16 protein-coding genes are annotated in these 14,564 nt (G+C 36.7%); 2 read left to right on the forward strand and 14 right to left on the reverse strand.

All coding sequences use genetic code 11. The annotated features are described in order from the left end of the window. Positions 1 to 4 precede the first annotated feature (4 nt). From M3627_RS16545 to M3627_RS16555, 3 genes are all read right to left on the reverse strand, one after another. Complete coding sequence (locus M3627_RS16545; RefSeq protein WP_169359636.1) at positions 5 to 823, reverse strand: sulfite exporter TauE/SafE family protein; 819 nt, start codon at positions 821 to 823, stop codon at positions 5 to 7. Further along, entirely contained in the window at positions 824 to 1,675 is an 852-nt protein-coding gene (locus M3627_RS16550; RefSeq protein WP_251556628.1) for a DUF72 domain-containing protein, read from the reverse strand. It abuts the gene before it with no gap. 490 nt (positions 1,676 to 2,165) lie between these two features. Further along, positions 2,166 to 2,345 (reverse strand): hypothetical protein, encoded by a 180-nt coding sequence (locus M3627_RS16555; RefSeq protein WP_251556630.1) that lies wholly within the window; start codon positions 2,343 to 2,345, stop codon positions 2,166 to 2,168. Positions 2,346 to 2,510: 165 nt separating this feature from the next. Here M3627_RS16555 and M3627_RS16560 point away from each other — a divergent pair, with 165 nt between their 5' ends. Next, positions 2,511 to 3,368, forward strand: a complete 858-nt coding sequence (locus tag M3627_RS16560) for a manganese catalase family protein (RefSeq protein WP_251556631.1) — start codon at positions 2,511 to 2,513, stop codon at positions 3,366 to 3,368. Positions 3,369 to 3,960: 592 nt separating this feature from the next. Here M3627_RS16560 and M3627_RS16565 read toward each other — a convergent pair. The 11 genes from M3627_RS16565 to M3627_RS16615 all read right to left on the reverse strand — a co-directional run bounded on the left by M3627_RS16565 (position 3,961) and on the right by M3627_RS16615 (position 13,676). Next, positions 3,961 to 4,554 (reverse strand): hypothetical protein, encoded by a 594-nt coding sequence (locus tag M3627_RS16565; RefSeq protein ID WP_251556633.1) that lies wholly within the window; start codon positions 4,552 to 4,554, stop codon positions 3,961 to 3,963. Positions 4,555 to 4,612: 58 nt separating this feature from the next. Beyond that, positions 4,613 to 5,137, reverse strand: coding sequence for a cysteine hydrolase family protein (locus tag M3627_RS16570; RefSeq protein WP_251556635.1), 525 nt, complete (start codon positions 5,135 to 5,137; stop codon positions 4,613 to 4,615). Positions 5,138 to 5,299: 162 nt separating this feature from the next. Continuing rightward, complete coding sequence (locus M3627_RS16575; protein ID WP_251556637.1) at positions 5,300 to 5,752, reverse strand: hypothetical protein; 453 nt, start codon at positions 5,750 to 5,752, stop codon at positions 5,300 to 5,302. A 192-nt stretch (positions 5,753 to 5,944) separates the two neighbouring features. Beyond that, complete coding sequence (locus M3627_RS16580) at positions 5,945 to 6,340, reverse strand: hypothetical protein (RefSeq protein ID WP_251556639.1); 396 nt, start codon at positions 6,338 to 6,340, stop codon at positions 5,945 to 5,947. Between the two features lie 406 nt (positions 6,341 to 6,746). Next, entirely contained in the window at positions 6,747 to 8,144 is a 1,398-nt protein-coding gene (sufB, locus tag M3627_RS16585; RefSeq protein WP_251556641.1) for a Fe-S cluster assembly protein SufB, read from the reverse strand. Between the two features lie 21 nt (positions 8,145 to 8,165). Next, positions 8,166 to 8,600: a Fe-S cluster assembly sulfur transfer protein SufU gene (sufU, locus tag M3627_RS16590; RefSeq protein ID WP_169359632.1), complete on the reverse strand. Its 435-nt coding sequence runs from the start codon at positions 8,598 to 8,600 to the stop codon at positions 8,166 to 8,168. Continuing rightward, complete coding sequence (locus tag M3627_RS16595; RefSeq protein ID WP_251556643.1) at positions 8,590 to 9,822, reverse strand: cysteine desulfurase; 1,233 nt, start codon at positions 9,820 to 9,822, stop codon at positions 8,590 to 8,592. The genes sufU and M3627_RS16595 overlap by 11 nt, the downstream gene beginning before the upstream one ends. Continuing rightward, entirely contained in the window at positions 9,822 to 11,129 is a 1,308-nt protein-coding gene (sufD, locus tag M3627_RS16600; RefSeq protein ID WP_251556645.1) for a Fe-S cluster assembly protein SufD, read from the reverse strand. The genes M3627_RS16595 and sufD overlap by 1 nt, the downstream gene beginning before the upstream one ends. A gap of 17 nt (positions 11,130 to 11,146) precedes the next feature. Beyond that, a complete protein-coding gene (gene sufC, locus M3627_RS16605) occupies positions 11,147 to 11,926 on the reverse strand; it encodes a Fe-S cluster assembly ATPase SufC (RefSeq protein ID WP_169359629.1) in 780 nt (259 codons plus the stop codon). Between the two features lie 282 nt (positions 11,927 to 12,208). Beyond that, positions 12,209 to 12,364, reverse strand: coding sequence for a YuzK family famiily protein (locus tag M3627_RS16610; RefSeq protein WP_169359628.1), 156 nt, complete (start codon positions 12,362 to 12,364; stop codon positions 12,209 to 12,211). Positions 12,365 to 12,728: 364 nt separating this feature from the next. Further along, positions 12,729 to 13,676, reverse strand: a complete 948-nt coding sequence (locus tag M3627_RS16615) for a nuclease-related domain-containing protein (RefSeq protein ID WP_251556647.1) — start codon at positions 13,674 to 13,676, stop codon at positions 12,729 to 12,731. Between the two features lie 562 nt (positions 13,677 to 14,238). On the opposite strand from M3627_RS16615, the gene M3627_RS16620 reads away from it, so the two are divergent. Continuing rightward, positions 14,239 to 14,564 (forward strand): transposase (locus tag M3627_RS16620; RefSeq protein ID WP_251556648.1); only part of this gene is annotated, 326 nt, incomplete at its 3' end.

A 14,564-nucleotide genomic window follows, 5' to 3' on the forward strand; every position in this document is an offset into this window, starting at 1 on the left:
TTTATTAAAATAGCCCATCTATAATAGATCTTATTCCTAGCAATAGCAGTACTATTCTAAGTGCTGTCACAAGCGTTTCCGAGTTTAGCTTTTTATTGAGCTTAGCACCTATCTTAGCACCAATATAGGCGGCAGGGATGACAGGAATGGTATATAGCCATGGTACGTTTCCTAAAGATATATGTGTAGCAGAGTTCACAATAGACGATAAAAAGACCATAAACATAGACGTTCCGACTGCCACATGGGGCGGAAACAGAAATAATAGAATCATGGCCGGCACAATCATCGAGCCTCCACCAATTCCAAACAACCCGGAAGCAAAACCTATAAAAAAGGTTAAAGCTAGTGCAAACCAGACTGGATATCCATATACATATGTATTTTCCCCATCCTCAAAGGTACGCTTCTTGCCATGCTTGACAAACCATTGAACGGGCTTCAAATATTTACGAACTAGCAAAAGAACGGATAAAATGACAAGCAATATACCAAAGTATAGGTTAAACGAAGGGAGATCTAATCCTTTGTTTACCCAAGCACCTAAAATGGTTCCCGGGATACTTCCTATAAAAAATATAAATCCACTTTTAAAATCCACCGTCTTAGACTTCATATAAGAAAGCGTAGAAGACAGACCAATAAAAATCATCATAACAACAGATAAACCTACAACACTCTGAGGCGTAATATTAGGAATCAAATCCAGCGTCGTACCAAGGAATAGCACGGCTGGTACTAAAATAACCCCGCCTCCTAATCCCACTAGTGCACCGATCGTCCCTGAAAAAAGCCCGCTCAGTACTAATAAAAACCATTCCATTTAAAAATCCCCTTCGAAAAGATTTAATTGCTTAGGCGCAAGTCCATCAAATTCTATATTAAGCATTTGCTGAAAGGCTTTAGCATTTTTAGCCGCATGACCACCAGAGTTATTATTGAATACAACAAGCACCTCGGAAGCCTGTTTAGATAAAACCTCACAAACTGACTGAATATAAGCAAGCTCCTGCTCATTATAATCATATAAATAGCGGACTTCTCTCCACTTTTCGTTGTTCCCTGGATTCTTCCACCCATAAAAGTTTCTCCCATGTAGACGGACCAACACTTTATCAGAAGTAGCAACCGGCACTACAGGTATACTCCCTTCACCATTTTGTGGCTCATCGCAGACACTATGGTGAAAATGATTATCCTTTAAAAATTGAAGAGTCGAATCCTTATACTCCGGAAGATACCAGGACTGGTGGCGAAACTCAATGACCACCTCAAAATCCTTTAGCTCCTCTCGAATTCTTCTCATATATTGCACATTATCCTTCTCACACTCAAACCAAGGTGGAAACTGAACAAGCACCATCGCAAGCTTCCCCGCATCCTTAAGCGGCCCAAGCATCTGACGATAGCTTTCAAACATTTCCTCTGGAGACTTAAAAGGATTCTCCCCTCTCAAATGCCCTGTCATCCCTTGATAGGCTTTCACGATAAACTGAAAATTATCAGGTGTCTCCCGAATCCACTTTTCTATATTTCGCTGCGGCTGAATCGCATAAAACGATGCATCCAACTCGACAATCGGAAAATGTGCACTATAATCCTGCAGCTTCTCCCTAGGCGAAGAAACATAAAGATCTGGATGATCCCCCCAACCAGTTAACCCAATTTTTATCATTAAACCACCTCTTCGTTATTACTAATTATCATATCATTTCCCTCATCAAACAGACAAAAAAATGAGTTGATGGAAAGTGCCTATGTGTTGCAGATAATCTCAAAGTGTTGCGCTTTTCTAGGTAAGTGTTGCAGGTACGAGCTATAGTGTTGCGCATATTACTCGAACTGTTGCGGGAAAATAAAGTGTTGCAGATGTGTTGCAGATAATCTCAAAGTGTTGCGCTTTTCTCTGTAAGTGTTGCGATAATTACTCAAACTGTTGCGCTAAATTTTAAAGTTCCTTCGCGAAAGCTTTTTTTACTATATCGCTAAAAGAACTTTCTTCTCTCTGCCAAATGTATAAGTCCTCGTGCCAAATTTCAACTATTGCCTTGCCCAATCTTCATGAGGTAAAAATCCCATCGCGTCCCCTGTAAAATTATCTCCGAATAATAATATGTGTTTAATTTTTGGATTTACCGAAGTATCATAGATTTTCTCAGCCTCAATTAGCCTGAATAGAACATAAAATAACCATCTGACACTGCACCATATCCAACTTCCACTAAAGAATCTATGTAATCTTGTGGTGCATCCTTAAGAAAGGAGTTTTCTATTATTTTGTGTTTTACTATTTTATTAAATCTATACTTTTTAGCTTCCGCATTTACTTCTTTATATCTCCCCATTATTTCCTTCCGCAAAACAATAATATTGTCTTCCTCCTTAGTTTATATAAACCCAGATATCTTTCAATGAAAATCTTTAGTACAGGAATAAACCGCCATTATTAGTACAACATAAAACATGTACGAAAGTATAATCTAATTTGAATCCAGAAAAGAGGAACTAGCATGTATTACTATAAAGAGGAACTAATAAATCCTATTATGCCTGACCGTCCAGATCCGGAAGCAGCGAGAGTATTACAAGAAATACTAGGTGGCCATTATGGTGAGATGAGAACTATGATGCAATTCTTTTTTCAAAGCTCGAATTTCCGAGGGAAAGACACTCAGTTTAGAGATCTACTCCGCGGAATTTTCCTAGAGGAAATCGCACATGTAGAGCTAGTACAAAACACAATCAATCAACTTCTAAATAATTCTGGTGAGTCAGCTATTCCAGGTAATGCTGGAGTAGACAATGCACCGCTAAATGATGCTACGAGACATGCGAACCCACACCATTTCATCATTGGCGCACAGGCATCTATTCCGTTTGATGCAGCAGGGAACCCTTGGAACGGATCTTGGGTATATTCTCATGGAAACCTGATCGCCGATTTGCTAAATAACCTTGTCCTTGAGTCAACAGGTGTGCTTCAAAAAACACGTATTTATGAAATGAGTTCTAACAAAACGTTCAGAGAGACCCTAGCTTTTCTTATAGTTCGAGATAATGCTCACCAAAACGCATTTGCTAAAGCTTTAGAAACGTTAGGCGTGGATTGGGGCAAGCTATTCCCTGTACCAAACTACGATATAAATAAATATCCAGAATGCAGAAAATATGTAGAGATGGGATACCATAATGCACAATTCAACTTTAGGCTGGACCCAACTCGCATAGGCGAAATATTCCAAGGTCAGAGCCCGAGTCGTAACGACGGCACACTTTCCGTAGTTGATCCTCCAAAAGGATTTCCGGTACCTTTAATGCCTGATATGCCAAATGAGCATAGCCCTGGAATTCAGGATATGAATAACTAAATTACTTTTCCCTAGTCACTAATGTGATTTGGGAATTTTTATATATTGATAAGAAATAAAAAAAGCTTAGTTAAAGGGGAGGATGATTTATAATGCAAAGAAATCTTATAATCACCAAAGTAGAATTCGATTTCCGCTCCAGCTGGACGCTTTCCTCGGGGTGAGCGATAAGCCTTCACCCATCCCGTAGGAGTCGCCGTCTGGTGCTCCAATCAATAAACGGGAACAGCTTTAGCAACGATAAACGTGCTAATTAATTTACTCTCAAAAATAAAGCTGAAAAACTATCACCAACCCCAGTTTCATAATCTATTTATGTTCTTAATAGCCGTTTGAATATTTCTATCTTAATGTTTACAGTCACTAAAAAAAAGGATTGTTAGTCAAAATCAACCATTAACTTTAACCTAGCCAAATTTAATTAAAAAAGGCTATGTTAAAGGTTAAGGTTTATTTAAAATACACATAAAAAATGAGCTAGGATATTTTCCTGGCTCATTTTACATTGATATGGCTTTATACTAAAGCTACCCGTTGGTTAAATTAGAACAGCGACGCTTATTAAACAATTGTAACCAATTGCTTCAAAATTTCATTTATGAGATTCATCATAAAAAACGGTGGTATAGATATTAAAACTTGCCCAGAAATATCCTTGTAAATTACTTAACATCCTTTGCAAATCACTTCTCGAAAAATATTTGCCGTTTCTAATAAATCTAATATAATCTTCCAAGTTCAGGAAATTATTTATACTATCAACCAGGTATCCCCTTTCTTCTCTGGAATAATCTCCTTCAGTGACAAGGTGTAATAGGGTATTTCTTGCCTGTTGTACATCGAAAAGCATTCGATCCAGTTTATCTTTGTCAATTGTTTTAGAGTCCGTGCCGATTAGCCATTCTTGTTCAAAAATTGGAAGAATAAATTGAGTACGATTTACCGTAGGATTGTAATTATCAGTTTCTAAATCCTTTTTTAGATCCTCCTCATAGGCAGCTTTAAACTCGCCAATCTCTTCTTCGTAGGTTTTGCCATTATGAGTATTCGAATCAGGATGATATGTTACGCTTTGATAGAGGCTAAAAAACGATAATGGATAATACCAAGTTATGAAAGTTATAATAAGTACAATAATTACTACTGAACCTTTCCCCCAGACCTTCCTTTTAGGTTCTATATTCATATTAATCCCCTTTATCCCCAGACTCATCCGCTTGTTTATTCGGATGGTTATGTCAAAATCAGTTGAATTTAATCTCGCTACTCGAATAAACATCTGCAAACCAATTCAAGGCACTATTATGATGATTTATAATTTGTTGTGCTGTCAACTCATTAGAATCCCAGGTACTATGTGTATCCGAAACTAAAGTCACCTTATATCCCATACTAAATGCCCTTCTACATGTTGTATCTACACAAAGTTCCGTTTGAATCCCAGTAATGTATAAATGTTCAATCCGTCTTTTTTTTAACTCTTCATCTAAAGATGTATTTAAAAATGAATCTGGAGTTGCTTTTTGTATTAATATATCTTCATCTTCAGGTGCAATTTTTGAATGGATCTTCCACCCATCTGTTCCCGATTCTAATGGTTTTCCAGCAGGTGCATTATGTTGGATATAAAAAACTGATGTCTCAGTTAATCGTGCTTCTTTTATTAAATCATCTATTTTTTTTAGTAATCCTTCACCATTAAAGACGACATTTCCTTCTTGAAACATTCCATTTTGAACATCGATAATTAGTAACGCCTTTTTTGTCATATTCATCCCCCTAATACAGAATAGACGTTCTATATAAATAGTAATTATTCAAAATTTCTTGTTCAACATACTGCACCTTCAGTTCAATAAGAAAAAACGCTTTACTCCTTCTTGAAGTTTAAATAGCAGTTAGTTGAATAAGATTAAATGCTTTTCAGGTCATTAAAAAGGGTATTTTTCTAAGGAATTTACCAAATCTTTTAATTCTTCACTATCATCATCTTGCCACTTCTCTTTGTCTATTGCTCTCATTACTTTTTTGGAAGTAGACAGTAAACTATCTCTTAATTGTTTAATAGTACACTCTACTTTAAAGAGGACTTTCGATGAACTATTTTCGTAAAATGAGAGTTCAGCTTTGTCACTGCTTATCTTCTTAGCCAAAACAATTGGAGTACCATCCATAAAATCGAATTCATATGTTCTCCCTATTTCAGAAATAATAATTCCCTTACAGGATTTTATCCACCAAGATAAAACGATAACTACAAAGTCTGACCAGTCTTGTTCTGGAAAATAATGATGATAATCAATACTAAAACTAATATTGCCCATAATGTTTGACTTCTTCTCTAATGAGTCCAAATCCACCTCTATCACTATTTCCTGTACCAAAACCTCAACCCCTTATTCAAGTCTCTGCATAAAAAATGTATTCGAACTTATATAATTAACCTGCCGCTTAGATTAATGGTAACATTTCACAAAGCATGTCTGAGATCAACTTAAGAATAACTTAATGCTTTGAAATAGACCATCGAAATGATGCCGACATTTTGTTAAAGCTACCTGTAAGTTTAAGAAGAATTAGTAATCCTCGTAACAGCTTACTTGCAAAGGAATTCCTAATTCACCAATTAACTTAAGTGACTCAGGTTCAAATACAAGATTGCACTGTTTGTCATACCAAACTCCAATTATAAATTCAATCTTCTCTGTACCACATCTGCGAAGGACCTCTATCTGTTTTGATAAGTTTAAAGCCATCCAGCCAAGTCCAAAATCTTCATTCCCTTGAAATTCTATTGGAGGACATAGTTGACCGCAACCATAATCAGAAGCGTTTCCTTTATTTATTCCTACTCTTAAAGTTTCCCCTACTTCAATTTTTTTCACTAATGTAAGACCCGTTAGTTGTTCAACCACTTTTGGAGAAAATTCTTCACCGTAAAAATGACATCGAATATCCATTTTCATTATCATAAAAAACCACTTTTCTATTTTTTCTTTATTTTCTTTACTACTCCAGAACATATATTCTTAAACTAAACAGTTGCGTTATTTAAGTGTAACATTTCACAATGCATATTCTGAGATCAACTTAATATATTGCACAAAAAAATAGACCATCGAAATGATAGCCATATTTTTCTAAAGTACCCATTACTCAAATAAGGCTTGCTATCAAGATTCTTGTTTTCCATTGTTCATCAGTCCAAGGAATACTTGAATATTAGATTAGATGAAACCCATTTTTTAAACTAAATCTCCTCAAGAAAAAACAACTCTAGCCTTTAACCTAACCTAAAAAAAAGAAGACGAACTATAAAGTTCGCCTTCACCTAAATAACAAATCGCCATAAATTTGAAACGACTAATTATTAATTTATTAACCGATTGAACCTTCCATCTCAAACTTGATCAGACGGTTCATTTCTACCGCATATTCCATTGGAAGTTCTTTTGTGAATGGCTCGATGAAGCCCATTACGATCATTTCAGTTGCTTCTTCTTCACTTAGACCACGACTCATCAAGTAGAATAATTGTTCCTCTGACACTTTAGAAACTTTCGCTTCATGCTCTAGAGAAATATTATCGTTCAAGATTTCGTTGTATGGAATTGTATCAGAAGTAGACTGATTATCCATGATTAACGTATCACATTCAATGTTAGCACGTGCTCCTGTTGCTTTACGTCCAAAGTGAACGATTCCGCGGTACGTTACTTTACCACCTTGTTTAGAAATAGATTTCGAAACAATAGTAGAAGAAGTATTTGGAGCTAAATGCATCATTTTAGCACCAGCATCTTGGTGTTGTCCTTTACCAGCGATAGCGATAGAAAGTGTCATTCCACGTGCGCCTTCACCTTTAAGGATAACTGCTGGATATTTCATTGTAAGCTTAGAACCAATGTTACCATCAATCCATTCCATCGTTGCGTTAGCATCACAAACAGCACGTTTTGTAACTAAGTTATATACGTTGTTTGCCCAGTTTTGGATAGTAGTGTAACGGCAATAAGCATCTTTTTTGATGATAATTTCAACTACTGCACTGTGAAGTGAGTTAGTTGTGTAAACAGGAGCCGTACATCCTTCAACGTAATGTACAGAAGCACCTTCATCAACAATGATTAGTGTACGTTCGAATTGACCCATATTTTCTGAGTTAATACGGAAGTATGCTTGAAGTGGAGTATCCACTTTTATGCCTGGTGGTACATAGATAAATGATCCACCTGACCATACTGCTGAGTTAAGGGCAGAAAATTTGTTGTCAGAAGAAGGGATTACTGTACCAAAGTGTTTTCTGAAAAGATCTTCGTTTTCACGAAGTGCAGAGTCAGTATCTTTAAATACGATTCCCAGGTCTTCGAGCTCTTGCTTCATGTTATGGTAAACAACCTCAGATTCATACTGTGCAGAAACACCAGCAAGGTATTTTTGTTCTGCTTCAGGGATACCTAATTTATCAAAAGTTGCTTTGATTTCTTCTGGTACTTCATCCCAAGATTTTTCAGTTTGTTCAGATGGTTTTACATAATATGTGATTTCATCGAAATTTAATGGCTCTAGATCTCCGCCCCATTGTGGCATTGCTTTAGAGTAGAAAATTTCTAATGCTTTTAATCGATAGTCTAACATCCATTGTGGTTCATTCTTCATACGGGAAATTTCTTCAACGATTTCTTTCGTTAAACCACGTTTTGAACGGAAAATGGATACGTCTTTATCGTGGAAGCCATATTTGTAATCACCAATTTCAGGCATTTTTTTTGCCATCGTATTTCCTCCGTTCTAATTTTATTTCTTTTCTTCTGAAACGCCTTTTTCCATTGCTTTCCATGCAAGAGTTGCACATTTGATACGTGCTGGAAATTTAGATACGCCGTTTAAAGCCTCGATATCTCCGAGGTCAATAGAATCGTCATATTCCTTTCCAAGCATCATATCAGAAAAGATTTGGGAAAGCTTAAGTGCTTCATCTATATTTTTACCTTTGATCGCTTGCGTCATCATAGATGCAGAAGACATAGAAATGGAACATCCTTCACCATCGAATTTTGCGTTTTGTACAACGCCATCCTCCACTTGAATAGTCAAGTGGATACGATCTCCACAGGTAGGGTTATTCATATCTATTGTCAATGCGCCATCCTCAATACTACCTTTATTGCGAGGATTTTTGTAATGATCCATAATAACTTGTCGATATAATTGATCTAAATTAGAAGACATCTCCAAAATACTCCTTAGCAGTGCGTAAGCCGGCAACGAGAAGATCTACATCCGCTTCAGAATTATAAATGTAGAAGCTTGCTCTAGCAGTTGCAGTAGCTTTTAACCACTTCATAAGTGGCTGCGCACAGTGATGTCCTGCACGAATAGCAATACCATTCATATCAAGGACTGTTGCAACATCGTGAGGATGTACTTCATCTAAATTAAAGGTAACAATTCCAGCTCGCTTCAATGGATCTTGAGGTCCGTAGATTGTTAAGCCTTCAATTGTAGACATTTTTTCCATGGCATAGGCAGCAAGCTCATGCTCATGTTTTTCGATTTCGGACAAGCCGATTTCTTCCAGAAAATCTATAGCAGCAGCTAAACCGATTGCTCCAGCAATGATTGGCGTTCCACCTTCAAACTTCCAAGGCAGTTCCTTCCAAGTAGACTCTTGTAAACCTACAAAGTCAATCATCTCTCCGCCAAATTCAATTGGCTCCATTGCATCAAGTAAAGCCTCTTTCCCGTAAAGAACTCCGATACCGGTTGGACCACACATTTTGTGCCCAGAAAAGGCTAGAAAATCACAATCTAACGCTTGTACATCGAGCTTCAAGTGAGGAGCAGCCTGTGCCCCGTCCACTACCATAACAGCTCCATGATCATGTGCGATTTGAGTAATTTCTTTAATAGGATTCATCGTGCCTAATACATTAGAAACGTATACGACAGATACAATCTTAGTCTTATCTGTAATTGTTTCACGAACTTTTTCCAAAGATAATGTACCGTCTTCTTCTAAGTCAATATATTTAAGCGTCGCTCCCGTTATCTTCGCCAATTGCTGCCAAGGAATAATGTTAGAGTGATGCTCCATATACGTGATTACAATTTCGTCGCCTTCTTTTACGTTTGCAAGACCATAGCTTTGTGCCACTGTATTAATTGCAGTAGTAGTACCACGAGTAAAGATAACTTCCTTCGACGATTTAGCATTTATAAATCCACGAACCTTCTCGCGTGCGCCTTCATAGCTTTCCGTTGCACGGTTACCAAGTGTATGCACACCACGGTGAACGTTGGAATTATCAAATTCGTAATACTTCTTAATAGCTTCAATCACTTGAATCGGCTTTTGAGAAGTAGCACCGCTATCTAAATAGACCAGTGGATGACCATTAACTTCTTGATTTAAAATTGGAAAATAGCTTCGAATCTCTTTTGTATTGAGCATTAGCGAACTTTCCTTTCAATTACCTCCGTCAGCTGTTTCTTCACGCCTTCGATTGGTAGTTCATTAACTACTGGTGCAAGGAATCCATGAATTACTAGACGCTCTGCATTTTGTTTAGAAATACCACGACTCATCAAGTAGTACAGCTGAAGTGGGTCAACACGACCAACCGATGCAGCATGACCTGCAGTTACATCGTCTTCGTCGATTAATAAAATCGGGTTAGCATCTCCGCGAGCTTTTTCGCTTAACATAAGAACGCGAGATTCTTGTTCAGCATTAGCTTTTGTAGCGCCAAATTCAATTTTACCAACACCGTTGAAAATAGAAGATGCAGCATCCTTCATAACACCATGTTTAAGGATTTGTCCTTCTGTATGTTTACCCCAGTGAATAACTTTTGTTGTAAAGTTTTGTTTTTGAGTTCCACGACCTACAACAACCATTTTTACATGACCTTCTGAGTTGTCCCCAACTAAATGAGTAACATTTTCAGAAATAGTATCACTATCGTTCATCATTCCAAGAGCCCATTCAATTACAGCATCACGGCTAGTTACTCCACGACGGTTAACATAAGTAGTAAATCCTTCTGCAAGAACATCTACTGTACCGAAAGTAACTTTCGCATTATCCTTCACAATTACTTCAGAAACAATGTTAGCTAAACCGTTTGAATGTTCTACTGTAGACAAATAGTTTTCTACATAAGTCACTGAACTGTTTTCATCCGCCACAAGCAATGTGTGGTTGAATAAAGAAGCAGTTTCGTTGTCATGTAGATAAATAACTTGAACAGGTTCTTCAATTACAACATTTTTCGGTACGTATACAAATACTCCACCGTTTAATAATGCAGCATGAAGTGCAGTTAATTTATGTTCATTAACTTTAACGCCATCTGTCATGAAATATTTTTGTAAAAGCTCGCCATGTTCGCGTGCAGCAGTATAAATATCAGTAATGATTACACCTTGTGCTTTTAAATTATCTGTTACTGATAGGTAAGCAGGTGTATTGTTGTGTTGTATATAAATATTTTTTTGCTCATCTGCATGAACAAGCGCCTTCACTTCTTCAGGAAGTTCATCCAATGAAGAGAATGTAGTGCTTTCTACAGTATGAGCAGGAAATTCAGTGAAATTCCAATTTGTAATTTTAGTTTTGTCTGGTGTTGGCATTGGAAGTGTTTCCACTTGACCTAAAGCAGAAAGACGAAAATCCGTCATCCAGCTTGGTTCTTGGTGACCTTCTGAAAAGGAGCGAATATCCTGTTCGGTTAATGCCAATTTCGTTTCAACCGTCATGTCATGCGTCCCCTTTCTTATGCTTCTTGTCCAACTGTCTCGTCTTCAATTCCTAATTCTTCTTTAATCCAGTCATAACCTTGAGCTTCTAATTTTTGAGCTAGCTCAGGACCGCCAGATTTAACAACGCGACCTTGCATCATTACGTGTACATGGTCTGGAGTGATGTAGTTAAGTAAACGTTGGTAGTGAGTGATGATTAAGCTACCAAAGCCTTCTCCACGCATTTCATTGATTCCTTTAGATACAACTTTAAGTGCATCGATATCTAGACCAGAGTCAATTTCATCTAAAATAGCGAATTTAGGCTTAAGCATCATTAATTGAAGAATCTCGTTACGTTTTTTCTCTCCACCTGAGAATCCTTCATTTAAATAACGTTGTGCCATATCAAGATCCATTTCTAGGAATTCCATCTTGCTGTCTAATTCGCGGATGAATTTCATAAGAGATATTTCATCGCCTTCTTCACGACGAGAATTGATAGCTGAACGCAAGAAGTCTGCATTAGTTACTCCAGTGATTTCACTTGGATATTGCATTGCAAGGAACAAACCAGCTTGAGCACGCTCGTCCACTTCCATTTCTAATACGTCTTCACCATCTAATTCAACCGAACCAGAAGTAACTTCATATTTAGGATGACCCATGATAGCTGAAGCCAAAGTAGACTTACCAGTACCGTTTGGACCCATGATAGCGTGAATTTCATTTGTGTTAAGGGATAAATTAACACCTTTTAAGATCTCTTTACCGTCGATAGCGACGTGTAAATCCTTAATAACTAAAGTCGACATTTAATAACCTCCATTAAGTAACTAGAAATGTATAACCATTCTAATTTATTATCATTCTAATCTTAACTCAAACTGAAGTCCCTTGCAAATCTTTTGAAACACTTTCTTATTGATAATATATAACAATTATAAGAGAAAAATTAGGTTCATCCGCATGGTACTTTATGACACTATCATTTTCAATAAGATAACTCTAATTGAGAATGCATATCACTACGGCGATAGTGTTAACTAAAAAATCCACGCAGCCTAGACTGCATGGATTTTTGTCTTCTATTTAAATTAACCTCGGAAAGCACGAGCATCGAGCTTAGCTGCAAGCTGCATACTTTTTTCGTGATCTGCCTGACGACGTTTCTCAACTTTTGCTCTCAATGTTTGACTATTTCTTAATTCATCGTAACCGAAACCATGTACTCCTCTGAATGCGTGGTCCATCTGTTCTGTATAGGGTAACTCTCCCGAACTGATAATGAATCATTCCTTTCCTTTTTAATGTTTTCTATACTACACTACATACCACCTCATGTTAAGTTCAAACATCCTTTTTATTCTGAAAATTCATTTCGTAAATATTGAATTGATACATATGTCACACGAATCATTTTTTTCATTTCACGTAACATATCGGCGTAAAATGAAAGCCAGTCTCCTATTTTAAATCCCACCCTCATGCGCCTGAGAGGAATAAGCTTCTAGCTGATCGTTTTCGATAATTGGAAACTTATTTAATTGGTAATAATTTAGGTGAAATTAAAAAGGGGAGAAATGAATCATTTTAAAAAAGTTTTGTGCAGGGAAGTTAATTTTTCTTTTTATACTGTGTAGTTTTATATTTTCCTAATTTTAAGAGGTTGGCTTTCCTTAATAGCCTCTTCACTTCATAACGGCTGTCCAAGAGTAAAAATTGTCTACAAGCTTTATTGGTCAGAATGTCATCATATAGCCAAAAATAATGCTGAAGTGATTTTAGAGAAGCATATTTGTCAGCATACTGACAGCTTGTACAATACCAAATATTTTTAATTTTATTCATACCTACCTGTCCACAGCCTTCACAAGCTACGCCTGAGATTAAATCACTTACTTCTATTGAATAATGTTTCGTTAATGGAAAAAATTCAAATGGGGAATCATGCTTTAAAATCAGATTTTTTACCTGATTCAGTTTAGAAACGGATACTATAGTAGATTTATTTTGGAGATTTCGAAGGAATGAATAGACCTCATTCTTATAAAGAATGGTCGTATCATTGTTTGTAGTTTTAACATGGCTATTTTTAGAGGCAAAAACAATAGCGCCAAAGACTGGTATCGTAAGATTATGATGTGTAAAGAAATTAGACAATAAATAGGAATACTCATTTAACTGATTAACGGGGCAAGGGTACTTTTTAATCTCGCCATTATCTTTGGTTTGTATTATCTGAGAAGGATTCACTTTAAATTCGAGCAATCCAATAATGTTTTTTATTTCAAGAATAACTGCACCAAAAGGGGTTAGTAATAGAAAATCAATTTCAAATAACTTTTCCGTACGCAGCATTACCTTATGTAATAAAAAATAATTATAAGGTAAACGCATCCTCTCCAATTCTCTATAAACCATTTCCTCGCCATAGTCACCTGCCATCGTTGTCTGTATTTCTGTGGCTAGCTTGGGATAAAACGGGTGCTTCGAAGGTAGTCGATTCAATAATAATCTCATTGCTTTCAGTTGTTCCGATTTCGCATATTTTTTGATAATCAATAGTCATCACCTCAATTTTAGATTAGCAAAATTAAGTTAAGAAAGATACCATTAATTTGGTAATTAAACCTATTTGTGATGAAACATTTAAGAGAGTATATGTAGGTTTTTATGAGTTTGATTGAGGGATTAGTTTCAACTGGTTTATGGGCTCTTTTAAACCCTTTATGGGACACTTTTCACTAGTTTACGGGCGGGTCTCACGCTTATGGGCGCTTTTCTTTCATTTATGGGTCAGTTTCAACTAGTTTATGGGCGCTTTCAAACCCTTTATGGGACACTTTGCACTAGTTTATGGGCGATTCTCACGCTTATGGGCACTTTTCTTTCATTTATGGGTCAGTTTCAACTGGTTTATGGGCGCTTTCCACCCCTTTATGGGACACTTCCCGCTAGTTTATGGGCGGGTCTCACGTTTATGGGCACTTTTCTTTCATTTATGGGTCAGTTTCAACTGGTTTATGGATTAAGTCCGTATAATTGTGTAAAAAGTAAAAGGGTCAAATTAATCCCTCTTGGGTACAATGTTTTCAACGACGATAAACAATGTGGAGGAATTAAGATGACCCAATTAAAGTTTAACCTAGATATGGATATTTTAAAAGACTCGGTATTAAATTCGAATATGGAGGCTTTGATAAAATCTACTATCGTTATTGTACTGAATGAATTTATGGAAAAAGAACGAGATGAGCACTTACAAGTGGCTGCTTATGAGCGTTCGGGAGAACGTCGTGATTACCGGAATGGTTATTATGAACGCGATTTGACTATGAGTATCGGAAAGATTACATTGCGTGTTCCTAGAACACGTGAAGGTGATTTTTCACCAACCGTCTTTGAACGATATGCTCGTTGTGATCAAGCGCTAGTTTTATCTATGCTTGA

It is taken from the genome of Psychrobacillus sp. MER TA 171 (assembly GCF_023713305.1).
Taxonomy (GTDB): Bacteria; Bacillota; Bacilli; order Bacillales_A; family Planococcaceae; genus Psychrobacillus.

Bases quoted from the DNA above. Each gene is read 5' to 3' on its own strand.
- M3627_RS16550 (WP_251556628.1), bottom strand. From the start codon at position 1,675: ATGATAAAAATTGGGTTAACTGGTTGGGGGGATCATCCAGATCTTTAT.
- sufB (WP_251556641.1), bottom strand. From the start codon at position 8,144: ATGGCAAAAAAAATGCCTGAAATTGGTGATTACAAATATGGCTTCCAC.
- M3627_RS16570 (WP_251556635.1), bottom strand. From the start codon at position 5,137: ATGACAAAAAAGGCGTTACTAATTATCGATGTTCAAAATGGAATGTTT.
- M3627_RS16595 (WP_251556643.1), bottom strand. From the start codon at position 9,822: ATGCTCAATACAAAAGAGATTCGAAGCTATTTTCCAATTTTAAATCAA.
- M3627_RS16560 (WP_251556631.1), top strand. From the start codon at position 2,511: ATGTATTACTATAAAGAGGAACTAATAAATCCTATTATGCCTGACCGT.
- M3627_RS16545 (WP_169359636.1), bottom strand. From the start codon at position 823: ATGGAATGGTTTTTATTAGTACTGAGCGGGCTTTTTTCAGGGACGATC.
- sufU (WP_169359632.1), bottom strand. From the start codon at position 8,600: ATGTCTTCTAATTTAGATCAATTATATCGACAAGTTATTATGGATCAT.
- sufC (WP_169359629.1), bottom strand. From the start codon at position 11,926: ATGTCGACTTTAGTTATTAAGGATTTACACGTCGCTATCGACGGTAAA.
- M3627_RS16580 (WP_251556639.1), bottom strand. From the start codon at position 6,340: ATGATAATGAAAATGGATATTCGATGTCATTTTTACGGTGAAGAATTT.
- sufD (WP_251556645.1), bottom strand. From the start codon at position 11,129: ATGACGGTTGAAACGAAATTGGCATTAACCGAACAGGATATTCGCTCC.
- M3627_RS16565 (WP_251556633.1), bottom strand. From the start codon at position 4,554: ATGAATATAGAACCTAAAAGGAAGGTCTGGGGGAAAGGTTCAGTAGTA.
- M3627_RS16610 (WP_169359628.1), bottom strand. From the start codon at position 12,364: ATGGACCACGCATTCAGAGGAGTACATGGTTTCGGTTACGATGAATTA.
- M3627_RS16555 (WP_251556630.1), bottom strand. From the start codon at position 2,345: ATGGGGAGATATAAAGAAGTAAATGCGGAAGCTAAAAAGTATAGATTT.